This is a genomic window from Streptomyces sp. NBC_00483, assembly GCF_036013745.1.
Taxonomy (GTDB): Bacteria; Actinomycetota; Actinomycetes; order Streptomycetales; family Streptomycetaceae; genus Streptomyces.
In genome coordinates this window covers 509,546-533,218 of record NZ_CP107880.1, presented here as the reverse complement: position 1 = coordinate 533,218, position 23,673 = coordinate 509,546, and the positions used below count along the sequence as shown (strand labels likewise).

Sequence of the window (23,673 nt, the reverse complement as noted above, 5' to 3'; positions counted from 1 at the left end):
GAAGGGCCTCAGGCTCTGGCCCGGCCGGCCGCCCGTACGAAGACAAGGACAACTCACCTTCATGGCACCCCAGATCCTGCGTGCACACGAACGCACCCCCGCACCGTGGAAGAACGGCGGAGGTGTCACCACCGAGGTCCTGGCCCACCCCGAGGGGTCCGGCACGGAGGACTTCGCGTGGCGGATCAGCCTCGCCGACGTCGCGGGCAGCGGCCCCTTCTCCGCGTTCGAGGGCGTCGACCGGATCATCACCGTCGTCGAGGGCCCGGGCATGGCCCTCACCGTCGACGGCACGGAGCACGTCGTGGACACTCGCTACGCGCCCTTCGCCTTCTCCGGCGACGCCACCACGGACTGCCGGCTCCTCGGCGGTCCCCTGGTCGACTTCAACGTCATGCTCCGCCGCACCGACGCGAAGGGCGACGTACGCATCGAACGCGGCCCGACGCGGCTCGAACCGGCCCCCGGCACCCGCGTCCTGGCGCTCGTCCTGGACGGCACCGCGACCCTGGACCGGGACTCCGTCCGCCTCGACCGGCTGGACGCGGTCCTGCTCCAGGACGACGAGGACCAGGCCGACATCGCCGTCGACGGGGTGCTGGCGGTCGTGTCCCTCACCGAGGTCCGCTGAGGGCTTTAACCTTTGGCGGAGCGTCAGCGGGATCGGTAGGTTCTCCGCGGTGACCTTGATGGAGACGCACGGCCTCGCGTCGATGACCGACGAGGCCCAACTGAGCTGGACAGCGCTGGGGGACAGGACCCGGCAGCCGCCCGTCGTCCTGCTGCACGGCGGCCCGGGTCTGCCCGACTATCTGGGCGAAGTCGCCGCCATGCTCGGCGACCTCGCGCCCGTGTACCGGTACGACCAGCGGGGCACGGGCCGGTCCCCGTGGCAGGGGCGGCATTCGCTCGCCCGGCACGTCGACGATCTCGCTGAGCTGCTCGACACGTGGGACGCGCCCCGGGCCGTCCTGATCGGGCACTCCTACGGCACCGACCTGGCGAGCAGGTTCTGCCTGGCGCACCCCGACCGCGTGGCCGGGATGCTGCTGATGTGCGGGCCGTTCGTGGGTGATTGGCGCACCGGGTACCGGGCGGAGCGAGTCCGCCGGATGTCCGCGGCACAGCAGGCGCGGAGCCAAGCATTGGAAGAGGTGCCGGAGCGCACGGAGGAACAGGAGGCCGAGCTGCTCACGCTGTCCTGGTTCACCGACCACGCCGATCCCGAACGCGGGTGGGAACGGGCCGCCGAGGACGCCCGGCGGCGTCGCCCCGTCAACTGGGCCATGAACGCCGAACTCGGCACGGACGGACGCGCGGACCCGCTCGACGCGCGCCTGGACGAACTGCGCGCGTGCCTGCCGACGCGCACGGAACTCCTCGGCGGCGCCGATGATCCCCGCCCCATCGAGGCCCTCGTAGCACTCGGGCTCCGGCTCGACCTCCCACTGACGCGGATCGAGGGCGCCGGGCACGAACCCTGGCTGGAGCGGCCCGACGCCGTGCGCGCACACCTTCGGCGATTCGTGCGGGGCGCGGTGTCCGTCTAGGCGAGGGGACGTCGGTCCCAGCCGGTCACGCCCCCACCGCCCCCATAGGATTCCCTGTAGTCAGCAGGGGCCGGTAGCGGGGGAGCGGATGGCGAGGACAGTGGGCGATGTGACGGTGGACCAGGCCGAGCTGGCCCGTTGGTACGAAGAGGGCGGGCGCAGCGCCGTGCCCGCCTACCAGCGCGTCAAGGAGCTCGTCGAGCGGCAGATCAGGGACGGCCACTGGCAGGAGGACGACGCCCTGCCCTCGGAGAGCCAGTTCGTCGACGCGCTCGGGCTGTCCCGGATGACCGTCAACCGCGCGCTGCGCGAGCTCGCCGCGGACGGGCTCATCCGGCGCGTCATGGGCGTCGGCAGCTTCGTCGCCGAGCGCAAGGCCAGCTCCGCGCTCCTGGAGGTCCACAACATCGCCGACGAGGTGCAGAGCCGCGGCCACCGCTACTCGGCCCGCGTGCTGTCCCTCGGCGAGGAGCAGGCCGACGAGCGGACCGGCGCGCACCTCGGCCTCGGCAAGGGGCAGCCGGTCTTCCGCTCACAGGTCGTGCACTACGAGGACGGGGTGCCGCTCCAACTGGAGGACCGGTACGTCAACCCGGCCTTCGCGCCCGGCTACCTGCAGCAGGACTTCACACTGCAAACACCGTTCACGTTCCTGTCGAAGGTCGCGCCGCTCGGCCGTGGCGAGCACATCGTGGAGGCGGTCCTGGCCTCGCCGGAGGAGGCCGCGATCCTCGACGTGGGCCCGGCCGAGCCGTGTCTGCTGATCCAGCGCCGCACCTGGTCGAGGGACGCCCTCGTGAGCATCGCGCGGCTGCTCCACCCCGGTACCCGCTACCGCCTCGAGGGCGCGTTCGCCACGCACTGACGCGGTCGGCGGGCGGGCACGGTACGCCCAGGTCACAGGCTAAAATAGCGCCTGCACCAGGCCCAGTCGGCCGGTGAGGTACAGCAGCACTCCAGGGCGCGTCCCCTTGCGAGGGACGCGCCCGACGTGTGTCGGGACCGCTCAGGGCTGTTCGTGCGCTCACTCTCCGGACTACCTCTTGACGCACCTGTATAGACAGGCATATACAGGCTGGCGTTCGCGTCATCGGGGCCCGGACCGCAGGTCCCGCAGTCCGTCCGCCGGCCCCACCCCGAAGAGGGAGACACTCGTTTGCGTACCGAAAAGGCCGGCCTGAGCCGTGGGCTCAACTCGCGGCACATCCGCTTCATCGCGCTGGGCTCCGCGATCGGCACGGGGCTGTTCTACGGCTCCTCCGAGTCCATACAGGCGGGCGGCCCGGCCGTCCTGCTCGCCTATCTGATCGGCGGCGCCGCCGTCTTCCTCGTCCTCAGGTCCCTGGGTGAGATGGCCGTGGCTTCGCCCACCGCCGGCTCCTTCGGCGAGTACGCGAACCGGCACCTCGGACCGCTGGCCGGCTTCCTCACCGGCTGGACGTACGCCTTCGAGATGGTCATCGTGGCCGTCGCCGATGTCACCGCCATCGGCGTCTACATGGGCTTCTGGTTTCCCGACGTGCCCCGCTGGATCTGGGTGCTGGCCGCCGTCGTCATCGTTGGCGCGCTCAACCTCGTCAGCGTCAAGGTCTTCGGCGAGCTGGAGTTCTGGCTCTCCCTCGTGAAGATCGTCGCCATCGTCGCGATGATCCTCGTCGGTGTCGCGGTCATCGCCTTCGGCCTCGGCAGCGGCCACGTCCACGTCGGCCTGGACAACCTCTGGAGCCACGGAGGCTTCTTCGCGGGCGGCATCGACGGCTTCGTGATCTCCTTCGCCATCGTCATGTTCGCCTTCGGCGGCACCGAGATCATCGGTGTCACGGCGGGCGAGGCGCAGTCCCCGGAGAAGACGATCCCGGGCGCGGTCAACTCCATCCCGCTGCGCATCATCCTGTTCTACGTCCTGACCCTCGCCGTGATCATGTCGATCACTCCCTGGCAGCAGATCGACGACTCGGGCAGCCCGTTCGTGCAGATCTTCGCCGGGGTCGGCCTCAAGTCCGCGGCCGCCGTCCTCAACGTGGTCGTCCTGACCGCCGCCCTGTCGGCCATCAACAGCGACATCTTCGCCGCGGGCCGCACGATGTACGGTCTCGCCGAGCGCGGCCACGGCCCCGCCGCCATGCGTCGGACGACCGGCAACGGCGTGCCGTGGGTGACCACCCTCGTCATGATCGGCGCCCTGCTCTTCGGCGTCGTGATGAACGCCGTCGTCCCCGGCGAGATCTTCCTGATCATCTCCTCGATCGCCACGTTCGCCACCGTCTTCGTCTGGGTGATGATCGTGCTCACCCACATGAAGGCCCGCAGCTCGATGTCGGCCGAGGAGTCCGCGGCCCTGAAGTTCCCGGCCCCGTTCTGGCCCTACGGCCAGATCATCACGCTCCTGTTCATGGTCGCCGTGCTGGTCCTGCTCGGCTTCCACGAGAGCACGCGCGTGGCGCTCGAGGTCGGCGCGGTCTGGCTGGTGCTGCTCACCGTGGTCTACGTCCTGTGGGTGCGCCATCGGACCGGTACGGACCCGCAGTCCGTACCGGCCGGGGCCGAGGCCGGTACGACCTCGCAGGAGCGGGCCGAAGTCTCGGGCTGACCTGCCGGGAACTCCAGCGGCCCGGACTGGGACGTCGACCGTGCACCTGCCGTGCACCTGCCGTCGCAGTCCGGGCCGCAGTGTGTCGGAGACCTGTCGGCGATATGTCGGTAGCGCCAGGCATGCTGGGTACATGAGTGCTTCCCATGAGCACGCCGCCCCGGACCGCAAGGAGCCCGACACCGTGTCTTCCGCATCCCAGCACCGACCGTGGGACGTTCACCGGCTGCCCGCCGCCTCGGGCAGCACCTTCCTGGTCACCGGGGGAAACGCCGGGATCGGCTATTTCACCTCGGAGCAACTCGCCGCCACCGGCGCCCACGTCGTCCTCGGCAGCCGGGACCGCGCCAAGGCCGACGCCGCCATGGCCTCGATCCGCTCGCGCGTCCCCGAAGCGCACGTGAGCCACCTTCCGCTGGACCTCGCCGACCTGACGTCCCTGAAGGCGGCCGTGGGCAGGCTGGAACTCGACCGTCTCGACGCGGTGGTCCACAACGCCGGGGTCGCGCTCGACGACCCGCCCCGGCGGGAGACCGGCGACGGCCACGAGCTCATGTTCGGCACCAACCACCTCGGCCACTTCGCACTGACCCAGTGGCTGGCCCCGCTGCTCTCCGCGGCGCCCGCGGGCCGCGTCGTGACGGTGGGAAGCTTCGCGGCGCGCTCCGAACGGCTGGACCTCGGCGATCTGCAATCGACCCACGAGTACCTGCCCAAGCGCACCTACGGCCGCTCGAAGCTCGCGCAGATGTCTTTCGGTTTCGAGCTCGATCGCAGGCTGCGTGCCATCAACAGCACGGCGCTCAGCGTGGTGGCCCACCCCGGCGGGGCGCTGGACTCCCTCACGCCGTCCCGTCCACCGGTGTCCGTGACCACGACTGGCCAGCGACTGCGCGCCCTGCCCGCGGCGCTCCTGGTGCAGGGCAAGGAGGCCGGAGCGCAGCCCGTCGTACGGGCTGTCCTCGACCCGGAGGTGCAGGGAGGACAGCTGTGGGGGCCGCGCGTCTTCGGACTGCGCGGCACACCGCGGAGTGAGCCCGTCCCCGCGCACATGGCCGACGCGGACGTGGCCGCTCGCCTGTGGGCCGCCAGCGGAGAGTTGACCGGCACCGATCCGGACCTCGGCTTCCGGTAGACGCGGAGCCGCGAGCAAGGGCCTGTCCCAAGGCGGTTGCCTGGCTCAGGTTTTGGCGAGGGCGTGTCGGCGTATTCCTTCGAGGAGTACGAGGAGTACGAGGAGTAAGAGCGGTACGAGGAGCGCACCAACGTCGAGTACGTCGTTACGGACATCACCGGTGACCGGCGCGCCGGGGGAGGACGGTGGCATGACGGACGCTGTTGCCCGGCAGGTCGAGGGTGTGGAACCTGGCGTGACGCTCGGCCAACTCGGCCTCGGGAGCGGACGGCTGGCCGCGGCCCACGCGGTCATGGACGAGGCCGAGGCGATCGCCCTGGCCCGCGCGCGGTGGTCCCTGGATGCCGTCGCGGCGACCCGGCTGGCGACCGAGAAGGACGACACGTTCCGGCTCGACACCTCAGATGGCGGCCGGTTCGTCGTCAAGGTCTCCCACCCGGACGAGGACGACGACGAAGTCGCCTTCGAGACCGAGCTGATGCGGCACGTGCACGAGTCTGGGTACGGAGTGCCGGTCCCCGAGCTGCTGCCCTCTGCCGACGGCCGGTTGCTCGAACCGGTGAGGGACGGGGCGGGTCGGCACCGCCTGGCACGCGTCATGACCTACGCCGTGGGCACACCGCTCGACACGGCCGGGGCGACGTCCGCGCCGGAACGGGAACGCGTGGGGGAGATGCTGGCCCAACTGCGGCACGCCACTGCCGACTTCCGGCACCCGGCGGACGACAGGGTGTGCGCCTGGGACGTCCGCCACCTCCCGGCGCTGCACCCACTGCTCGACGAAGTCCCGGACGCCGGGCAACGCCGGGCCCTGGTCCAGGGGTTGGACCGCTACGTGGACGTGGTTGTGCCCCAACTGCCGGCCCTGCGCTACCAGGTGCTGCACAACGACTTCAGCACGTCCAACCTCCTCGTCGACCACGACACCGCCGAATTCATCACCGGTGTCATCGACTTCGGCGACGCCGTGCGCACCGCGATCGCGGTGGATGTCGCCACCGCACTGCTCAATCAACTGCCACGGGACGCCGCGTCGCGACCGGTGCCGGACCTGTTCGCCGAGGCCCGCGACGTGCTGCGCGGATACCTGCGTTCGGCCGACCTCACCGAGGCCGAACTGGCGCTGCTCCCGCACCTCGTCATGGGTCGAGTGGTTGCCCGGGCGCTCATCACCCTGCACCGCGCGTCACTGATCCCCGGGAACACCACGTACATCCTGCGCAACACCGCGCCGGGATGGGGTCAGTTGGCGTGGTTCCTCGACCGTACGCCCGACGAGATCTCCTCGACGTTCCTCGACGTTCCTCTGACCGAGCAGCCGGCGGACGACCGGCCCGTCGCACACACCAAGGACGAGCATGAGCACCCCTGAGACCAGGACCAAGGCCCGCGGAAAGATGAACAACGCGTTCGACCCGAACGCGGCGGAGGGACTGTCCCAGTCCTCCCGCCAACTGATCGAACGTCGCGAGAAGTTGCTGGGACCCGCCTACCGCCTCTTCTACCAGCAACCACTGCACATCGTGCGCGCCAAAGGCTGTCGGCTGTGGGACGACGAGGGGAACGAGTACCTCGACGCCTACAACAACGTGGTCTCCGTCGGGCACGCCCACCCGCACGTCGTCGAGGCCGTGCACCAGCAGATGCAGACGCTGTGCACCCACACCCGCTACCTCCAGGAAGGCGTCCTGGACTACGCCGAGGATCTGCTGGCCACCCTCACCGGGCCGGTCGCGGACGGCCACGCGATGTTCACCTGCACCGGCTCGGAGGCCAACGACCTCGCGCTGCGCATCGCCAAGTACCGCACCGGCAACCAGGGCGTCATCATCACCTCCGAGGCGTACCACGGCAATTCCGACCAGGTGGCGGGGATCTCGCCGGCCATGGGGGAGAACGCCGTGCTGGGCACCTGGGTGCGCCGCGTGCCGAGCCCGGACTCGTACCGCATTCCCCGGGAGGGCATGGCGGAATGGTTCGCCGACCATGTGCGCGAGCAGATACGCGAGCTCGAACGCCACGGAGTGGGCGTGGCCGCGTTCGTCGTCGACTCCCTCTTCAGCTCCGACGGCCTGTACGCCCACCCGACGGACCTCCTCGGCCCGGCCGTCAAGGCGGTGCAGGAGGCCGGCGGGCTGTTCATCGCCGACGAGGTGCAGTGCGGGTTCGCGCGCTCGGGGGAGCGGATGTGGGGCTACCAGCGCCACGACGTGCACCCCGACATCGTCACGATGGGCAAGCCCATGGGTAACGGCTACCCCGTCGCGGGCCTCGCCGTCACCCATGACGCCGTCGCCGAATTCGGCCACGACATGCGGTACTTCAACACTTTCGGCGGCAATACGGTCGCCATCGCCGCGGCCCAGGCGACCTTCGACGTCATCCGTGACGAGAACCTGCTCGACAACTCCCGCAGGGTCGGCGAAGTCCTGCGCGCGGGCCTCGACGACCTGAGCGAACGCCACCCGGCCATCGGGGACGTCCGCGGGGCGGGCCTGTACGTGGGCGTGGAACTCGTCACCGACCGCGACATCAGGACCCCGGACCCGGACCTGACCACCGCGGTGGTCAACGGCCTGCGCGAACGCAGGGTCCTGATCTCGGCGACGGGAACGCACGGCAACGTCCTGAAGATCCGTCCACCACTGGTCTTCGACACGAACGATGCGGACCATTTGCTGAGCGTCCTGGACGAGGTCCTCGGCGCGAGGCATTGAGTAGGACGCATTGGCTTGGTATTTCTGAGTCCGCACGCGGTCTTCTCTCCTGAAGTGAGAAGCCCTAGCTTGGTTTCATGGTTGCGAACGACGAGGACCTGGCCACCGCTGAGCAACTGCGCTGGGGCGTCTCACGCCTGGCGTCCCGGCTAAGGGCGGAACACCTGGGAAGCGCCGAGCCGTTGACCCGGCTGTCGGCCTCGGTGCTGGCGAACCTCAAGCACCGGGGCCCGCTGGCCATCAGTGAGTTGGCGTCCATCGAGGGGGTCCAGGCGCAGTCGCTGACCCGCGTGGTGCAGGAGCTGGAGCGGCAGGGGAGAGTGACGCGCAGTCGGAGCGCCGTCGACAAGCGGCGTCAGGACATCGTGGTCACCGAGGTGGGCGTGGAGGCGCTGCGGGAGCACGTCCGTGACGGCAACGCCTGGTTGGCCTCCGCGCTGGCGCGAAGCCTTTCGCCGGCCGAGCGTGGACTGTTGCGACTGGCCGGTGAGCTGATGGAGCAACTGGCACTCATCGACGTGGAGTTGGAGAGCGGAGACGAATCCGGCGACGAGACGCGGCGCTCGGACACGCGGGGGCGGCCGCGGTGATCGCCGATCGGGCGCGAGCGATCCGACGGAAGGTCGGGACGGGGGCCGGTGACGGCTCACGGGTGCTGCTCTTGGCGGTGCTGGCCGGGCTGGGGGCGGCCAGTCCGCTGGCCACGGACATGTATGTCCCCGGACTTCCGGACATGGCACGGTCGTTGGACACGAGCAGCGCGGGGACGCAGGTGACACTCACCGCGTTCCTGCTCGGCGTCATCGTCGGGCAGCTCGTCCTGGGGCCGCTGAGCGACATGGTGGGGCGCAGGCCCGTTCTGCTGCTGGGTACCTCGGTGTTCGCCCTGTTCGGATTGGGGTGCGCGTTCGCGCCGACGATCGAAGCGATGACGGTGCTCCGTTTCGGGCAGGGTGTGTCGGGGGCCGCGGGCCTGGTGGTGGGGCGGGCTGTCGTCGTCGACCTGTTCCACGGGGTCGAACTCGCCCGCGTGTACGGGACGTTGGCGGGGGTCGGCGCGCTGGGGCCTGTGCTCGCTCCAGTGTTGGGCGGGGCGCTGTTGGCGTTGGCGCCGTGGCGGTACGTGTTCGTGGCGCTCGCTTTCGTCGGTGCCGTCTTGGTGGTGGGGCTGGCGCGCGGCGTCCCCGAGTCCCTGCCGCCGCAGCGACGCATCGGGGGCGGGGCCGGCGGGGCTCTGCGCGCGACGGGGCGCCTCGTGGCGCGACCCACTGTGCTGGCACCGGTGTTGACCATGGGCTGCATGGGCGCGGCGGTCTTCGCCTACGTGGCAGGGGCCACGTTCGTGCTGCACGACCTGCTGCGGCTGTCGCCCGCGGTGAGCAGCATCGTGTACGGGGTGAACGCGCTCGGGAACCTGGGAGCCTCGCTGCTCTACGGGCGACTGGCCCGTCGATTCGCCCCGGAATCGCTGATGGTGGCGGGCGCGGCAGTCGGCCTGGCAGGTCAGGTCGTACTGCTGTTGCTCGCCGGAACGGTGGGCGTCGGCCTGTGGCCGATCTGGCTGTGCCTGCTGGTGTCGGTGGCGTCTTTCGGATTCCTTTTCCCCGCGCTGACCACAGTGGGGCAGAGCCGAGGGCGGGAGGCGCCGGGCGCAATGTCGGCGCTCCTCGGTGCGGCGCAGTTCGCGTTCGGTGCCGCGGCATCGCCGCTGGTCGGCTTGTTCGGCACACGGAGCGCCGCCCCCATGGCATTGGTGATGGGCGCCTTTCTGGCACTGACGACGGTGGGGGCTGTGCTGTGTCGTCGGCAGGGTGCTGCGGTGCGGGCCGGCGAGTGACCCGCAGGCGACCCGTGTGCGTGCGCCATCAGAAGAATTGCAGGAGTTCGGTCAGTGAGGCGATGGAAGGCACGTCCGATACGTTCGATGCGGCCGTGTCACGGCACAACGCACGTCCTGCGTAGCCGAGTTCGATGGCCGCGGCGACCAGGTCCGGATCGTCATCCACGAACAGGCACTGCGAAGGCTCGAGTTCCAGTGCGGCGCTGGCGTGGTGGTACATGCGAGGGTCCGGCTTGTTGCAGCCGAGGACGGCGGAGATCGCGTACGCCTCGAAGAACCGGTCGATCCCGAGTCCGGCGTGGAGGTCGGGCAAACCGGGCCAGGCATCCGAGACCACGGCCATCCGTACGCCCCGCCGGCTCAGCTCCTCCAGGGTCTCCTCGACGTCCGGGTACGTCTCCAGGAACACGGACGGTGGCACCTCGCGGCGCAAGTCGGCCAAGAGCCGCGAGGTCGGCTTCACACCGAGGTGGTGGAGCATCAGCCGGTGGTAGTCCTCGTAGTCGGGCGTCGATGACGAGGCGGCGAAGAAGCGGTCGCCCGCGCTGATGGCCGCGGTGAACTGCTGCGGCGTGATCGAGGGGGCGTGGGCCAGGACCGTCTGCTCGAAGTCCGCTCGCGGGTTCCAGCGGCCACCGATCGGCTGCATGAGCACGCCGCCGGAGTCGAGGAGAACGGCCTGGAGTGTGTCGGGAGAACCTGGTGGTGTCGTCACCCGCCCAGTCTGGTGAGCGGGTGACCGCTGGTCTACCGCCTTCGAGCGCGATACCAGGTCGGACCGACGAAGGCCCGGGGGGCTTGGGCGGCCGTGCGCCCAGTGGGTAGCGCCCCCCCCCGAACCCTCGTGGCGTCAGTGGCGGGTCGTTGCGCCCAGGGACGAGCCGAAGCGGGCCTTGGTCGTCGGGTGGTCCAGGTCCTGCGGGGTGAAGAGGATCGAACCCGTGCCGGTCGGGCCGTCCGCCGAGCCGGGGATGACGCTGACCGCGCCGGTGCCGAGGTACTTGCCGGGTGCGCCGACGGTGAGGTCGGCCGTGCCGTCCGCGTCGTAGTCGCCGGCGGCCACCGCCGAGCCGAAGAGGTCGTTGCCCTCGCTGGAGCCGACCACGCCGGGCGTGGCCAGGGTGATGGTGTGCGCGCCCTGCGCGTCGAGGCCGGAATCCGCGCCCGGCACGACCGTCACCGCCCCCGCGTTGTTGAACCCGTCCGGGTCCGTGGCGGTGGTGTCGGCGGTGACGAGGTCGGCGTGGCCGTCGCCGTCGAGGTCGGCGAGGACGCCGGCCCGGCCGGGCTGCGCCGCACCCTCGTAGGCGACACCCGCGCCCATCCCCGAAGCGGTGCCCGGGAACATGCGCATGAGGAAGTCGTCCGGGCCGTCCGAGAAGCTGGTGTCCACGACGATGTCGTCCTTGCCGTCGCCGGTGACGTCACCGGCGACGATGCTGTAGCCCGCGAACGGCAGGCCGGTCTTGCCCAGTGTCGTGCCCGTGAGGCCCGTGGCCGACCCGGCCAGAACGCCGAGGGTGCCCTCGTCCGCCGCGTCGTCTTCGTAGGCGACGGTGGCGAGGTCGGTGTAGCCGTCGCCGTTGACGTCGGCCGACGCGATCTGTCCGGTCCCGGCACCGCCGCCGGGAGGCGTGAGGGCCTTCATGGCCGGCTTCGGGGTGTCGCGGAGATGGGCGGCCCCCTTCACCACCTGCACCTTCGTCCCGGCCGCGACCGCGATGTCGGCGCGCCCGTCGTGGTCGAAGTCGCCGACGGCCAGCTTGTCGCCGAAGGCCTGACGGGCCGTCGGTGTCGGGGCGTGGAAGGCGATCGCGTCCGCGCTCAGCCCGCCCTTCGCGCCGAAGACGACGGTGACCGAACCGGCCCCCTTGACGGAGCCGATGGCCTCCCCGCCGGCTCCGATGACCAGATCCGCGTACCCGTCGCCGTCCACGTCCCCGACGGCCGTCGCCGAACCGAACCGGTCACCTGCCTCCGGGGTGCCGGGGATGCCCGCGGTGCGCTGGGTGATGCCCTTGTGGCGGGTGGTGCGCACGCCCTGTGCGGTGCCGTACGCCACCGAGACGTAGCCGGCCTTCGCGAACCCGGCGATCGTCCCCTCCGGCGCCCCGACCGCGAGGTCGCCGAAGCCGTCGCCGTCGAAGTCACCCGCGGGGGAGCCCGCGGCCCGGGGCTCGGCCTGCGCCTGCGCGGGCCCCACCAGCAGCGCGCCTCCCGTCACCGCCAGCGCCGTCGCGCACGCTGCGAGCATCCGTTGCCGTCTCATGCCGTTCACACACACTCCCGGTTGTCCTGTGGCTGAGCTGCCGGTGCGCGGGGATTTCCGAAGGGATTCCCGAGCGGATCCCTTGCGGAGTCCGGCGCATCGACATCACAGCAGACCTCTGGGGCAGGTGACCGGTTGCCCACGCCGGGGTGGAGGAGATGTGAACGGCCGGGAATCGCTCTTCCGGCGAAGCCGGTCAAACCCCTCGCGGACCCCTCCGGCTGTGAGCCCACCCATATGAGCCACGGCACATGCTAGGCGCGGTAGTAGCCGCGGCCGACCGGGAGAGTCGCCGCGGGCGTCCCCTCCGGAGCCTGTCCGAAGTGCCCGATCCGCCGGTTCTTCGTACCCGGGTAGTACGTCACATCTTTGCGTCCCGCCGTCGCGCGCCGCTAACCCTGACTGAGTTCCGAGTAGCCGGGACCAGCCGGAAGCCTCCGGAAAGCACCGGCACCGGACATCCGCTCACGACGCACTCCGTGCCGTCCCCCGTAGAACCGATGGAGAGTCACCCCTCATGCAGTTTGTCCAGACGCCGGCGAACGCCGACCGCACCGCCCGTACCCGCAAGATCTCCGTCTCCGGCATCGCCGCGGCCGGCGCGATCGCCGCGGCCCTCACCCTGGTCCCCACGCAGGCGCACGCCGCCGAGCACACCGGCACGGCCGCCAAGACCGCCACGGCCGCCACGTCCACGAAGACCGCGGCGTCCGCCAAGACCTACTCCAACAACCTCGACGGCTGGATCCGTGAGTCCCTCGACATCATGAAGTCGAAGGGCATCCCCGGCACGTACGAGGGCCTGCACCGCAACATCATGCGCGAGTCCGCCGGCAACCCGAACGCCGAGAACGGCTGGGACGTCAACGCCCAGAACGGCACCCCGTCCAAGGGCCTGCTCCAGGTGATCCAGCCCACCTTCGACACGTACCACGTCTCCGGCACGGCGAACGATCTGACGGACCCGGTCGCCAACATCACCGCGGCCGCGAATTACGCCGCCGACCGCTACGGCTCCATCGACAACGTCGACTCGGCGTACTGAGCCGCCGGACGGCCAGCACCGAGCAGTACGTAGCACTGAGCAGTGAGGAAGACCCCATGCCGCACGAGAGCGGGAACGAGCACCAGGCGCACCCGGCCGATGAACCCGCGGCGCCCGGAGTGCCCGCCTACGGCCCCGCCCGGTTGCGCCGCTCCAAGCACCGCAAGCGCAAGCGCGCCCTGCGCTGGATCGCGGGCGGCGCCCTGGGGCTGACCCTGGTCGGTGGCGGCGGCGTGGCCTACGCCTGGCAGCACCTCAACGGAAACATCAAGGGCACGGACGTGGACGCCGCCCTCGGCTCCGACCGGCCCGACGAACAGCACGACGGCGCGATGAACATCCTCCTGCTCGGGTCCGACTCCCGGGCGGGAACCCACGGCGAGTACGGCAGCGGCGTCATGGGCGCCCGCGCGGACACGGCGATGGTCCTGCACGTCGACAAGACCCACAAGAAGGCCTCGGTCGTCAGCATTCCGCGCGACACCGAGGTCGACCGGCCCACCTGCAAGACCTCGCACGGCGACGTCCAGGCGGAGCACAAGGCCGTGTTCAACTCCTCGTACGCGCTGGGCGGGCCCGCCTGCACCGTGAAGACGGTCGAGAAGATGTCCGGCGTCCGCATGGACCACTATCTCGAGGTCGACTTCAAGGGCTTCCAGAAGATGATCGACGAGCTCGGCGGCGTGGACATCACCACGCGCAACGCCATCCACGACAGCAACAGCGGCCTCTCCCTGGACTCCGGAAAGCACCGCCTGAAGGGCAAGGACGCACTCGCACTCGTCCGCACCCGGCACGGCGTGGGCGACGGCAGTGACCTCGGCCGCATCCAGCTCCAGCAGGCGTTCATCAAGGCCCTGATCCACCGCGCCGACACCGTCGACCCGCTGGGCAGCCCGAGCAAGTCCTACGCCCTGGCGGACACGGCCACCAAGAGCATCAGCGCGGACTCCGAGCTGGCCTCCGCCGACAAACTCCTCGGCCTCGCCAAGGAGTTGAAGGGCATCAGCCCCGACCGGACGACCATGGTCACCCTGCCGGTCACCTACGACGCGCAGGACGCGGGCCGCGTCCTCCCCCTCGAAAAGGCCTCGCACCGCGTATGGAAGGCCCTCCGCCACGACCAGCCGGTCCCGAAGAAGGCGACGCAGGGCTCGGTGGGCGACCGGACCGATTCACCTGTGGTGTCGTCGGGCGCGGGCGCCTGACGACCGAACCGTCCGGGCCCAGTTGAGCACCCACGTGCTGGCCGACGGCTCGGGCAGCGTCTTCATCTCCGCCGGTTATGCCGACACCGGACTCGTCAGGACGGCCGACGGCTGGCGGATCTCCGCGTCGACGCTGCGGGTGGTGTGGACGCAGGGCCCACCTCCGCGGCGGCCGGACGACGTCGCCGCCGCCGCTCAGTCCGTGTAGGCCTCCGCCCGGTCCACGCTCACGAACGCGCCGGAGGAGGACGCGTTCTTGTCGCCCGTCACCCGGACCCGCACCGTGTGCGGGCCGTTCGTGAGGCGTGGGCTGAGGTACTGGAGGGTCTCGCCGGTGCGGATCGCGCCGTAGAAGTCGACGCGCTGCTCGGGCCCGCCGTCGACGCTGATCGCGGCGATGCCGTTACCGGTGTCCTTGACGGACAGCAGGGCGATCCGGGTGCCGGTGAAGGAGTACGTCGCGGTGTTGCCCGCCTTGTCGCTCCAGTGGTCGTCGCTCCAGAAGCACTGCGCCGCGCAGCCCGTACCGGAGTTCCACGTGCCGGTGTACTTGACGGAGCCGGACCCGCTGGAGCGGCCGTCGTCGTTGATCCAGTGGTTGCCCGATCCGGGGTCGCCGGAGGGCAGGTTCTGGGTGGCGCCCATGGCGAGCGGTGTGCCGAGGTTCGGGCTGCCGTCGGCGTTCCAACTGATCTTCTGGGCGCGGGTCGTACGGTTGCTGTAGGTGTTCGTCGACGTGGTCTTGGCGTGGTAGATCAGCCAATCCTCCTTGCCGTCCGGGGACTTGAAGAAGGCGTGGTGGCCGGGGCCGAACACGCCGCGGTCGTCGGCGCGCTTGAAGACCGGTCCGTCGTGCTGCTTCCAGTTGCCGGCCACGAGCGGGTCGGCGCCGTCCGCAAGCGACATCATCCACACCTGGTAGTCGGGCTTGCCCGTGTCGCAGGCCGAATACGTCATCCACGTACGGCCGTTGCGGTTCAGGAACTCCGGGCCCTCGCGGACCTCGGGGCAGCCGCCGGCGCCGTCGATGGCGACCGCGTCGCCCGAGACGGTGTACGGGTTCGACATCGGCGCGATGTTGAGGCCGTTGTGCTGGTACTGGTTGATGCCGCTGTACGCCAGGTAGAGCTTGCCGTTGTGCTGGAGGATGCCCGGGTCGATCGCGAAGTCGTTGGCGTGGTTGGGCGGCGTGAGCTTCGCCTTGAAGTGGTACGGGCCGGTCGGGTCGTCGCCGTCCGACTCCAGGACGTAGAGGCGGTGGTGGTCGTCCGTGCCGTCGTCGGCCGTGTAGTACATGTACCAGTGCCCGCCGGAGCGGTAGAACTCCGGCGCCCAGATGTGCTGGTTGCGCGAGGCGTCGCTGTCCGTCCACACCGTCTTCGGGTCGGCGTCGAGCAGCGTGGCCAGGGAGGGCGAGCTCCACATCTTGATGCTGTCGCCCTGGGTGGTGGTGAGGTGGTAGGCCCCGTTCGCGTAGGAAAGAAACGGGTCAGGACCGGTATTGAGCGGATTGCGGAAGGTGCTCGATGCGGCCGCGGCCGATGCCGACTTCTGCGCGGAGGTCGGCGCGGCCTTCTCCGCGGTGGCCTGCGTCGCGCTGACCAGGCCGGCGAACAGGGCGATCAACGCGGCTGCCAGACCGGCGACCAGGGCGGCACGGTGTCGTGCGCGCATGAGCTTCTCCTTACATCGATGTAAGCCTCGAGGCTTCTGGACGGTAGGGAAGGGGCAGAGGCGTGTCAACGCGGCGGCTGGGACGGCGGGTCGGCCACCAACGGCGATCCGGCCAAGAGGTGCAGCCGGGTGGATACGCTCACTGGCGGCGGACGGAGTGGACGGGGTGAGCGGAAGGGGTGAGCGGCGTGGCGGGCAGGCCAAGGCTCAAGGACGTGGCGGAGTACGCGGGTGTCTCGCCCAAGACCGTCTCCAACGTGATCAACGACTTCGAGCATGTGTCGGACCGGACCCGCGAGGCCGTCAAAGAGGCGATCGACGCGCTCGGCTACCGGGTCAACATCGCGGGCCGACAGCTGCGCCAGGGCCGCACCGGCATGATCACCCTGGCCGTGCCCGAGCTCGACGTCGCGTACTTCGCCGAACTGGCCGGGCTCGTGATGGCCGAGGCGGACCGGCGCGGCCGGACCGTGCTCCTGCACCGGACGAACGGGGTGCGCGAGCGTGAACTGGCCGCGCTGCACGGCTTCGACGCCCAGTTCACCGACGGCGTCATCCTCAGTCCGCTCGCGCTGCACCCGCGTGACCTGGCCACCCGCGACCGGGACCTCCCCGTGGTCCTGCTCGGCGAGCGGCCCGCCGAGGGCGGCACGGACCATGTCGCCATCGACAACGTGGCGGCGGCGCGCGAGGCCACCGCACACCTGCTGTCCCGGGGCCGGCGTCGTATCGCTGTCGTCGGCGGCAGGGCGCGTGGTCGGCAGGGCACGGACCGGCTGCGCACCGACGGCTACCGCAAGGCGCTGAAGGAGGCCGGGGTCCCCTTCGACGGCGACCTCGTGATCCCGGTGGACGCCTTCCAGTGGCGGGACGGCGCGCGGGCCGCGACCGCCCTCCTCGACACGGATCCGCGCCCCGACGCCCTGCTCTGCCTCAACGACCACCTCGCTCTGGGCGCGCTGCGGGCCCTGCACGAGCGGCGGGTGAGCGTGCCGGGAAGCCTCGACGTGGTGGGCTTCGACGACATCGAGGCCTCGCGCTTCAGTGTGCCGAGCCTGACGACGGTGGCCCCGGACAAGCAGGAGATCGCCCGGGCCGCGGTGGCACTCCTGCTCGACCGCATCGACGATCCGGGCGGGGCCCCACCGCGGGATCATGTCGTCGGCCACGAGCTCATCGTGCGGGAGAGCACCGGGAGTTGAGCGCCTCACGTCATCGCCCTGGAACCTCCTCAACCACCTCGTTCCAGGAGCCGTCCAGCAGGGCTCGGAAGCCGGCGGGCTCACGGCCGATCAGCTCGGTCAGCGTCGGGTCGACGGCGCTGAACTCGCCACCTCGCGCCGCCGCGAAGATGCTCAGCATCAGGTCGGCCATCGGGGCGGGCACACCGTGCGCCACGGCCTGCTCGCGGAAGGTGTCGTCGGGGACGACGGTGCGGGTGAAGGGCCGCCCGGCGGCTTGAGCGGCGAGCTCGGCCACGGCGTCGAAGTCGAGCGCCGCAGGACCGGTGAGCGGAGGAGTGGGCCCCTCGTAGCGGCCCTCGTCGGTGAGGATCGCGGCGGTGGCCTCGGCGAGGTCGTCGTGGCCGGTCCAGGCGACGGGGCCGTCCGCGGGCAGAGCTATGTCGCCGCTGTGGCGGGAGGGCTCCAGGAACTGCAGGGCGCTCGCGGCGTAGAAGCCGTTGCGCAGCGCGGTCCAGGGCAGGCCGGTGGCGCGCAGCAGGTCCTCGGTCCTCGCGTGGTCGCGGCACGGCTGGAAGAGCGAGTCGTGGGCGGCGCCCATCTGGCTGGTGTAGAGAATGCGGCCGACGCCGGCCTTCACGGCGGCGTCGATGGCGGTGCGGTGGCCCGCGACGCACTCCTCGCCGGTGCGGTCCAAGGAGACGAGGAGCAGCTGCTCGGCGTGCTCGAAGGCGTGCACGAGTGAGGCGGGGTCGTCGAAGCTGCCCTGCCGCACGCGGACTCCGCGGTCGGCGAGGTCCTGGGCCTTTTGGGGGTCGCGGACGCTGACGCCGACACGCTCGGCGGGGACGCGCTCCAGCAGGCGTTCGACGACGCGACGGCCGAGCTTTCCGGTGGCTCCGGTCACGATGATCACGGGGTTCTCCCTACCGTGTTTCCAGTGGAATCACTGCAACGGTAACACTGGAACTAACGATGGAAGCAATATCTCGGTATCATCGATACATGCCTACCCGTGACGCCGCAGACAGCCCCCGGAACCGCATCGTCGAAGCGGCCGTCGAGCTGCTGGAGAGCGGGGGGCCGGACGCGGTCAGCACCCGCGCGGTCGCCGCCGCCGCCGGGCTGCAGCCACCGGCGATCTACCGGCTCTTCGGCGACAAGGACGGACTCCTGGAGGCGGTCGCCGAGCACGGCTACGCGCAGTTCCTGGAGAGCAAGCGCGCCCAGCTCGACCCCGCGCCGCAGGATCCGGTGGAGGAGCTGCGCCGTGGCTGGGACATGGTGGTGGAGTTCGGTGTCTCGCGCCCCGGGCTCTTCGCGGTGATGAACAGGGCCACCGGCCGCGAGGCGGACGTGGCACACCATGCGGGCCTGGAGATCCTTCATGGCCGGGTGCGCCGACTCGCGGCGGCAGGCTGGTTGCGGGTCGACGAGGAGTTGGCGGCGCAGATCATCCAGGCCACCGGCCAGGGCGCCGTCATCACCTGGCAGGCCACCCCGGCGGAACGCCGCGACCCGGCGCTGCTGACCGTGCTCCGCGAGTCCATGGTCGCCGCCATCACCCGCGCCGAACCCGCCTTCTCCGCCGCGGAGTCCGGCCCCGCCCCGGCGGCCCGGGCACTGCGCGCGGCGCTGCCCGACAAGGTGGATGTCCTCAGCGAGGCCGAGCAGGGCCTGCTGCGGGAGTGGCTGACCCGCTTGGCGGCGGACGGTGGCGGGCCTCAGGCCTGACCCTGCGTCAGTGGATCGTCGGCTGTTGGGGGGCGTGAGTCGGCCAGTGATGGGCATGTGACCGCCTGGTGCAGTGTCTTGATCATCTGTGTCGATTCGCGTAAGAACGAGTTCGACTTGATGTCTCCGAACTGTCGGTCGGCGGTGACGTAATGAGTGCTGCGCTGCCCGTGCTCCTTGCCTGACAAGTCTCTGGGCACAACAGCCTCTGACGCGTCACCACTGAAGAAACAGGAGAACCCCCCACACATGACCGAACTCAACCGGCGTCGCTTCCTGCAGATCGCCGGAGCCACCGCCGCTCTCACGGCGCTCAACGGCTCCATCGACCGCGCCGCCGCCATCCCCGCCTCCCGCCGCAGCGGCACCGTCCAGGACGTCGAGCACATCGTGGTGCTCATGCAGGAGAACCGGTCCTTCGACCACTACTTCGGCACCCTGAAGGGCGTCCGCGGATTCGGTGACCCGCGCCCGGTCACCCTGCCGAGCGGCAAGCCGGTCTGGCACCAGTCCAGCGGCGGCAAGGAGACCCTGCCGTACCACCCGGACGCGGACGACCTCGGCATGCAGTTCATCGCCGGGCTCGACCACGACTGGGCCGGTGGCCACAGCGCCTTCGCCAACGGCAGGTACGACAACTGGATCGCCGCCAAGAGCACCGGAACGATGGCGTACCTGACCCGGGAGGACATCCCCTTCCACCACGCCCTCGCCGACCGGTTCACGGTCTGCGACGACTACCACTCCTCATTCATGGGCGCGACCGACCCCAACCGCTACTACATGCTGAGCGGATACGTCGGCAACGACGGCACGGGCGGCGGCCCCGTCCTCGGCAACGAGGAGGCGGGCTACGGCTGGACGACGTACGCCGAGCGCCTGGAGAAGGCCGGTGTCTCCTGGAAGGTCTACCAGGACATCGGCGACGGCCTCGACGCCGACGGCGGCTGGGGCTGGATAGACGACGCCTACCGGGGCAACTACGGGGACAACTCGCTCCTCTACTTCAACAACTTCCGCAACGCCAAGCCCGGCGACCCGCTCTACGACAAGGCGCGCACCGGCACGAACGCCAAGGCGGGGGACGGCTACTTCGACCTCCTCAAGGCCGACGTAAAGGCCGGCAAGCTGCCGCAGATCTCCTGGATCGCCGCGCCCGAAGCGTTCTGCGAGCACCCCAACTGGCCCGCGAACTACGGCGCCTGGTACATCTCCCAGGTCATCGACGCCCTCACCTCGAACCCCGAAGTGTGGAGCAAGACCGCCCTGTTCATCACGTACGACGAGAACGACGGCTACTTCGACCACGTCGTGCCGCCCTACCCGCCGGCGTCCGCGGACCAGGGCCTGTCCACCGTCGACACTGAGCTCGACTACTACCCCGGTGGAACGCGTGCCGCCGGCCCCTACGGTCTTGGCCAGCGCGTCCCCATGGTCGTCGTGTCGCCCTGGTCCACCGGCGGCTACGTGTGCTCGGAGACCTTCGACCACACCTCGATCCTGCGGTTCATGGAGCGGCGGTTCGGGGTGCAGGAGACCAACATCTCGCCCTGGCGCCGCGCCATCTGCGGCGACCTCACCTCGGCCTTCGACTTCTCCATGAAGGTGACCGACCCGGCCGAGCTGCCCGACACCACCGGCTACACCCCGCCGGACCGCGACCGCCACCCCAGCTACGTACCGAAGCCGCCCGCACAGGGCGCGTTGCCCCGTCAGGAGGCCGGCTCGCGCCCCAGCCGCCCGCTCGCCTACGCCCCGTACGTCGACGGCGCGGCCGACATCGCGACCGGCAAGTACCGGCTCACCCTCAGCGGCGGCGACCGGTCCGGTGCCGCCTTCCAGGTGCGCTCGCTCAGCCGCGGCGACGGCCCCTGGACGTACACGGCCGAGGCCGGGAAGTCGATCGCGGACAGCTGGAACTCGACCTACTCCGAGGGCCGTTACGACCTCACCGCGCACGGCCCGAACGGCTTCCTGCGCGCCTTCCAGGGTGACAACAAGACCGCGGGCCCCGAGGTGACCGCGCGCCACGACGCGGGCACGGGCAACCTCGCCCTCACCCTGACGAACCCGACGTCCGCGGCCGTCCGACTCACCGTCACCAACGCGTACGGCGGCGGCGTGCAGACGTACACCGTGCCCGCCGGTGGCACGGTCCGGCAGACCGTCGACCTGAAGAGCACCCGGCGCTGGTACGACCTGACGGTGCGCGCCGAGGGTGTCACCGGCTGGCTGCGCCGTCTGGCCGGGCACGTGGAGAACGGCACGCCGGCGGTGAGCGACCCGGGTATCGCGACCGTCTGAGCGGTGGACGGCGGTGGACGGCGGCCAACCGGGGTGGCAACCGCCCCTTGTCCGGTCGAGCCGATCTTCGTAGGGTCGGCTCGCCGGCGCCGCCGTCCCGGTGCGGTCCGCTGTCCACCGTGCGGTCCGCTGTCCAACGATGGAGCAGAACATGATCCCCTCTCAGCAGACCGCGGGTTCGGACGGGTCGGGCGCCGTGAGGCGGGTCGGGGCCCGGGAGGTGATCGCGCTTCCGGGCACCTTCGGCTCACCGTTGATCTTCGAACGGCTGGCTGAGCTGCTCGACGAGCGCTTCGAGATGCACGCCCTGTCGTGGATGACCGACGCGCCCTCGCACCGCATCGAGGAAGTGGCGGAGTGGGTCGCCGGATCGATCTGCCACGCAGGGCAGGATCCCGTCCTCCTCGTCGGGCACTCCACCGGCGGCGCCATCGCGCTGCAACTCGCCCTGACCCGGCCCGATCTGGTCGGCGCACTGATGCTGATCAACACGGGGCCGAACATGCACCACCACGGTGATGTCACGTCCTTGATCGCCTCGATGCGGAGGGACGGGACCGCGGACGTCGTACGGGCGGTCATGGACCGCTCGTTCCACCGGAGGCCGTCGCCCGAGGTGCGCGAGCGCTTGCTCGAGTACGGGCACGGTGTCCCGGTCCAAGCGGCGCTCGACGCGCTGAGCAGCCAGCATGCCACCGACTTCGCCCCGCGGATGGGGCAGTTGCGGATGCCGGTGTCGGTTGTGCACGGGCGCTTCGACGCCGTACGGACCGTCGACGACGCGGAGGCGATGACCGCGGCCGTGCCCGGCGCCCGGTTGTCGCTCGTGGACGCCGGCCACAGCCCGATGTACGAGACTCCGGAGCTGGTGGCGCAGGCGCTTGGTGACTTGCACGAACGCCATAAGGACGCCTGATACCCCCATCGCGGATTCCTGCCTTCCGCCACCGTGATCACCGTGTTTCCCTCACATGTACTCACGACGTGGTGAGAGGAACCCCCGTGACAGCTCTGCATACCGCGATAGCCATCCTCGTGGTTGTCCTACTGATTCTGGTGCCGAAAGTGGAACCGGTGATCGCCCTGGTCATCGGCTCGCTCTATCTCGGCATCGCGACCGGCCTCGGCTTCGAGGGCACCATCAACACGATCGTCGACGGCTTCGGCGACATCATGGCCGAGGTGGGGCTGCTGATCGGCTTCGGCGTGCTGCTCGGTTCACTGCTGAACTCCATGGGGGCGCTGCAGAAACTGGTCGAGAAGCTGATGCGCATCCTCGGCCCGGGAAAGCTTCCCTACGCGCTCGCCGGAGCCCTCAGCGCCGTCTTCCCGTCGATCTACGTGGACGTCCAACTCGTCCTCGCCGCCCCGCTGGCCAAGTCCGCCGCGCCGCGCATGGGACGCTACGGCCTGCCCATGATGGGCGGCGCACTGAGCGCGGGAATCCTGGTCGGCTACGTGTTCGTGGTGCCCGGCCTCGGCACCTTGGCGGTCGCCGGACTGCTGCATGTGCCGCTCAGCACGATGCTGGTGTACGGCTTCGTCCTCGGCCCGCTCGCGGCGCTGCTGACCACGTTCCTCTACGGTCGGCTGCTGCGCCTCGGCTTGTGGAACGCGGACACCGACGAAGTGCCCGTCAACGAGGACGCGCCCGACAACGAGGACGCGCGGGACGAACCGGCCGATGTCGCCGCCACCGCCACCGCGGCCGTGCCCGCGCCCGAGGACGAACACCCCGGCGCCCGCCGCCCGTTGCCGCCGCTGTACCTCTCGCTGCTGCCGATCGTCGTCCCGCTGCTGCTCATCGCCACCGGCGCCATCGCCGACGCCGCGGGCGTGGAGTCGGATCTGCTCGCCTTCCTCGGCAACCCGGCGTTCGCGCTGTTCGCAGGCCTGGTCGGTGCGTACACCTTGGCGAAGCGGGTGCTCACCAACGAGCGGGTGGACCAGGCGGTGACCGAGGGCTTCCACAGCACCGGGCAGATCCTGCTCGTCACCGGCGTGGGCGGATCGCTCGGGGCCGTCATCGGCAAGACCGGCCTCGACAAGGTGCTCTCCGGGATCTTCTCCGCCGACGCGGGCATGTCCACCGTGGTGACGATCCTGCTCGTGTGGCTGGTCGCGGCGCTGCTGCACCTGGCCATCGGCTCCATCGGTGTCGCCGCCATCGCGGCCGCCGGGATCATCGCCCCGATCATGGGCGACCTCGCCGTGCCGCCCGCGGTGCTGGCGCTGGCGATCGGTTCGGGCTCGCTCTTCGCCCTCCAGGTCAACAGCAACTTCTTCTGGATGTTCCAACCGCTCCTCGGAGTGACCACCCGAGGCGCGCTCAAAGCACTCACCTTCGTGACCGCGATGGCATCGGTCGTCTCGCTGGTACTGGTCATCGCCGTGAGCTTCGTGGTGTGAGACCGCTGCCCCGACCC

Annotated in this window: 21 protein-coding genes; 17 read left to right on the top strand and 4 right to left on the bottom strand. The window is 70.3% G+C overall.

What is annotated here, in order from left to right; translation table 11 throughout:
- Positions 1–61 precede the first annotated feature (61 nt).
- The 9 genes from OHA73_RS02545 to OHA73_RS02505 all read left to right on the top strand — a co-directional run bounded on the left by OHA73_RS02545 (position 62) and on the right by OHA73_RS02505 (position 9,829).
- Entirely contained in the window at positions 62–631 is a 570-nt protein-coding gene (locus OHA73_RS02545) for a HutD/Ves family protein (RefSeq protein ID WP_267072326.1), read from the top strand.
- 58 nt (positions 632–689) lie between these two features.
- Positions 690–1,550, top strand: coding sequence for an alpha/beta fold hydrolase (locus tag OHA73_RS02540; protein WP_267073024.1), 861 nt, complete (start codon positions 690–692; stop codon positions 1,548–1,550).
- An 88-nt stretch (positions 1,551–1,638) separates the two neighbouring features.
- Positions 1,639–2,415 (top strand): histidine utilization repressor, encoded by a 777-nt coding sequence (gene hutC, locus OHA73_RS02535; protein WP_267072327.1) that lies wholly within the window; start codon positions 1,639–1,641, stop codon positions 2,413–2,415.
- 291 nt (positions 2,416–2,706) lie between these two features.
- Positions 2,707–4,140 carry an amino acid permease gene (locus OHA73_RS02530; RefSeq protein ID WP_267072328.1) on the top strand — a complete coding sequence of 478 codons (1,434 nt, stop codon included), beginning with the start codon at positions 2,707–2,709 and terminating at the stop codon, positions 4,138–4,140.
- A 184-nt stretch (positions 4,141–4,324) separates the two neighbouring features.
- A complete protein-coding gene (locus OHA73_RS02525) occupies positions 4,325–5,275 on the top strand; it encodes an SDR family NAD(P)-dependent oxidoreductase (protein WP_267073025.1) in 951 nt (316 codons plus the stop codon).
- A 190-nt stretch (positions 5,276–5,465) separates the two neighbouring features.
- Entirely contained in the window at positions 5,466–6,647 is a 1,182-nt protein-coding gene (locus OHA73_RS02520; RefSeq protein ID WP_267072330.1) for a phosphotransferase, read from the top strand.
- Complete coding sequence (locus OHA73_RS02515; protein WP_267072331.1) at positions 6,634–7,992, top strand: aspartate aminotransferase family protein; 1,359 nt, start codon at positions 6,634–6,636, stop codon at positions 7,990–7,992. The genes OHA73_RS02520 and OHA73_RS02515 overlap by 14 nt, the downstream gene beginning before the upstream one ends.
- 77 nt (positions 7,993–8,069) lie before the next feature.
- Entirely contained in the window at positions 8,070–8,582 is a 513-nt protein-coding gene (locus tag OHA73_RS02510) for a MarR family winged helix-turn-helix transcriptional regulator (RefSeq protein ID WP_267072332.1), read from the top strand.
- Positions 8,579–9,829, top strand: a complete 1,251-nt coding sequence (locus OHA73_RS02505; protein ID WP_327654006.1) for a multidrug effflux MFS transporter — start codon at positions 8,579–8,581, stop codon at positions 9,827–9,829. Before OHA73_RS02510 ends, OHA73_RS02505 begins: the two co-directional genes overlap by 4 nt.
- 28 nt (positions 9,830–9,857) lie before the next feature.
- Here the strand turns inward: OHA73_RS02505 and OHA73_RS02500 are convergent, their stop codons facing one another.
- A complete protein-coding gene (locus tag OHA73_RS02500) occupies positions 9,858–10,547 on the bottom strand; it encodes an HAD family hydrolase (RefSeq protein ID WP_267072334.1) in 690 nt (229 codons plus the stop codon).
- Between the two features lie 135 nt (positions 10,548–10,682).
- A complete protein-coding gene (locus OHA73_RS02495) occupies positions 10,683–12,086 on the bottom strand; it encodes an FG-GAP-like repeat-containing protein (protein ID WP_327654005.1) in 1,404 nt (467 codons plus the stop codon).
- Positions 12,087–12,618: 532 nt separating this feature from the next.
- On the opposite strand from OHA73_RS02495, the gene OHA73_RS02490 reads away from it, so the two are divergent.
- From OHA73_RS02490 to OHA73_RS02480, 3 genes are read left to right on the top strand one after another with little or no spacing between them, the layout of a single operon-like run.
- A complete protein-coding gene (locus OHA73_RS02490) occupies positions 12,619–13,146 on the top strand; it encodes a transglycosylase SLT domain-containing protein (protein ID WP_267072335.1) in 528 nt (175 codons plus the stop codon).
- 56 nt (positions 13,147–13,202) lie between these two features.
- Complete coding sequence (locus OHA73_RS02485; RefSeq protein WP_327654004.1) at positions 13,203–14,354, top strand: LCP family protein; 1,152 nt, start codon at positions 13,203–13,205, stop codon at positions 14,352–14,354.
- Positions 14,355–14,376: 22 nt separating this feature from the next.
- A complete protein-coding gene (locus tag OHA73_RS02480) occupies positions 14,377–14,562 on the top strand; it encodes a hypothetical protein (RefSeq protein ID WP_327654003.1) in 186 nt (61 codons plus the stop codon).
- Here the strand turns inward: OHA73_RS02480 and OHA73_RS02475 are convergent.
- Positions 14,550–16,028 carry a glycoside hydrolase family 43 protein gene (locus OHA73_RS02475; RefSeq protein WP_327654002.1) on the bottom strand — a complete coding sequence of 493 codons (1,479 nt, stop codon included), beginning with the start codon at positions 16,026–16,028 and terminating at the stop codon, positions 14,550–14,552. The genes OHA73_RS02480 and OHA73_RS02475 overlap by 13 nt on opposite strands.
- A gap of 188 nt (positions 16,029–16,216) precedes the next feature.
- Here OHA73_RS02475 and OHA73_RS02470 point away from each other — a divergent pair, with 188 nt between their 5' ends.
- Positions 16,217–17,230, top strand: a complete 1,014-nt coding sequence (locus OHA73_RS02470) for a LacI family DNA-binding transcriptional regulator (RefSeq protein WP_327654001.1) — start codon at positions 16,217–16,219, stop codon at positions 17,228–17,230.
- A 10-nt stretch (positions 17,231–17,240) separates the two neighbouring features.
- On the opposite strand, the gene OHA73_RS02465 is transcribed toward OHA73_RS02470, so the two are convergent.
- Positions 17,241–18,125 carry an SDR family oxidoreductase gene (locus OHA73_RS02465; RefSeq protein WP_327654000.1) on the bottom strand — a complete coding sequence of 295 codons (885 nt, stop codon included), beginning with the start codon at positions 18,123–18,125 and terminating at the stop codon, positions 17,241–17,243.
- 89 nt (positions 18,126–18,214) lie between these two features.
- On the opposite strand from OHA73_RS02465, the gene OHA73_RS02460 reads away from it, so the two are divergent.
- The 4 genes from OHA73_RS02460 (at position 18,215) to OHA73_RS02445 (ending at position 23,656) form a co-directional block, all read left to right on the top strand.
- On the top strand, positions 18,215–18,943 hold the full coding sequence (locus tag OHA73_RS02460; RefSeq protein ID WP_327653999.1) for a TetR/AcrR family transcriptional regulator: 729 nt from the start codon (positions 18,215–18,217) through the stop codon (positions 18,941–18,943).
- 249 nt (positions 18,944–19,192) lie between these two features.
- The gene (locus tag OHA73_RS02455) at positions 19,193–21,247 is read left to right on the top strand and encodes a phosphocholine-specific phospholipase C (RefSeq protein ID WP_327653998.1); all 2,055 of its coding nucleotides are present in this window, start codon (positions 19,193–19,195) and stop codon (positions 21,245–21,247) included.
- Between the two features lie 151 nt (positions 21,248–21,398).
- Positions 21,399–22,163 carry an alpha/beta fold hydrolase gene (locus OHA73_RS02450; protein WP_327653997.1) on the top strand — a complete coding sequence of 255 codons (765 nt, stop codon included), beginning with the start codon at positions 21,399–21,401 and terminating at the stop codon, positions 22,161–22,163.
- Positions 22,164–22,249: 86 nt separating this feature from the next.
- Positions 22,250–23,656, top strand: a complete 1,407-nt coding sequence (locus OHA73_RS02445; RefSeq protein WP_267072344.1) for a GntP family permease — start codon at positions 22,250–22,252, stop codon at positions 23,654–23,656.
- Positions 23,657–23,673 lie beyond the last annotated feature (17 nt).

What these genes read in the sequence shown, in the direction of transcription:
- OHA73_RS02545 (WP_267072326.1), top strand. Translation starts at nt 62, where the DNA reads ATGGCACCCCAGATCCTGCGTGCACACGAACGCACCCCCGCACCGTGG.
- OHA73_RS02540 (WP_267073024.1), top strand. Translation starts at nt 690, where the DNA reads ATGGAGACGCACGGCCTCGCGTCGATGACCGACGAGGCCCAACTGAGC.
- hutC (WP_267072327.1), top strand. Translation starts at nt 1,639, where the DNA reads ATGGCGAGGACAGTGGGCGATGTGACGGTGGACCAGGCCGAGCTGGCC.
- OHA73_RS02520 (WP_267072330.1), top strand. Translation starts at nt 5,466, where the DNA reads ATGACGGACGCTGTTGCCCGGCAGGTCGAGGGTGTGGAACCTGGCGTG.
- OHA73_RS02515 (WP_267072331.1), top strand. Translation starts at nt 6,634, where the DNA reads ATGAGCACCCCTGAGACCAGGACCAAGGCCCGCGGAAAGATGAACAAC.
- OHA73_RS02510 (WP_267072332.1), top strand. Translation starts at nt 8,070, where the DNA reads ATGGTTGCGAACGACGAGGACCTGGCCACCGCTGAGCAACTGCGCTGG.
- OHA73_RS02495 (WP_327654005.1), bottom strand. Translation starts at nt 12,086, where the DNA reads ATGCTCGCAGCGTGCGCGACGGCGCTGGCGGTGACGGGAGGCGCGCTG.
- OHA73_RS02490 (WP_267072335.1), top strand. Translation starts at nt 12,619, where the DNA reads ATGCAGTTTGTCCAGACGCCGGCGAACGCCGACCGCACCGCCCGTACC.
- OHA73_RS02485 (WP_327654004.1), top strand. Translation starts at nt 13,203, where the DNA reads ATGCCGCACGAGAGCGGGAACGAGCACCAGGCGCACCCGGCCGATGAA.
- OHA73_RS02475 (WP_327654002.1), bottom strand. Translation starts at nt 16,028, where the DNA reads ATGCGCGCACGACACCGTGCCGCCCTGGTCGCCGGTCTGGCAGCCGCG.
- OHA73_RS02460 (WP_327653999.1), top strand. Translation starts at nt 18,215, where the DNA reads ATGCCTACCCGTGACGCCGCAGACAGCCCCCGGAACCGCATCGTCGAA.
- OHA73_RS02455 (WP_327653998.1), top strand. Translation starts at nt 19,193, where the DNA reads ATGACCGAACTCAACCGGCGTCGCTTCCTGCAGATCGCCGGAGCCACC.
- OHA73_RS02450 (WP_327653997.1), top strand. Translation starts at nt 21,399, where the DNA reads ATGATCCCCTCTCAGCAGACCGCGGGTTCGGACGGGTCGGGCGCCGTG.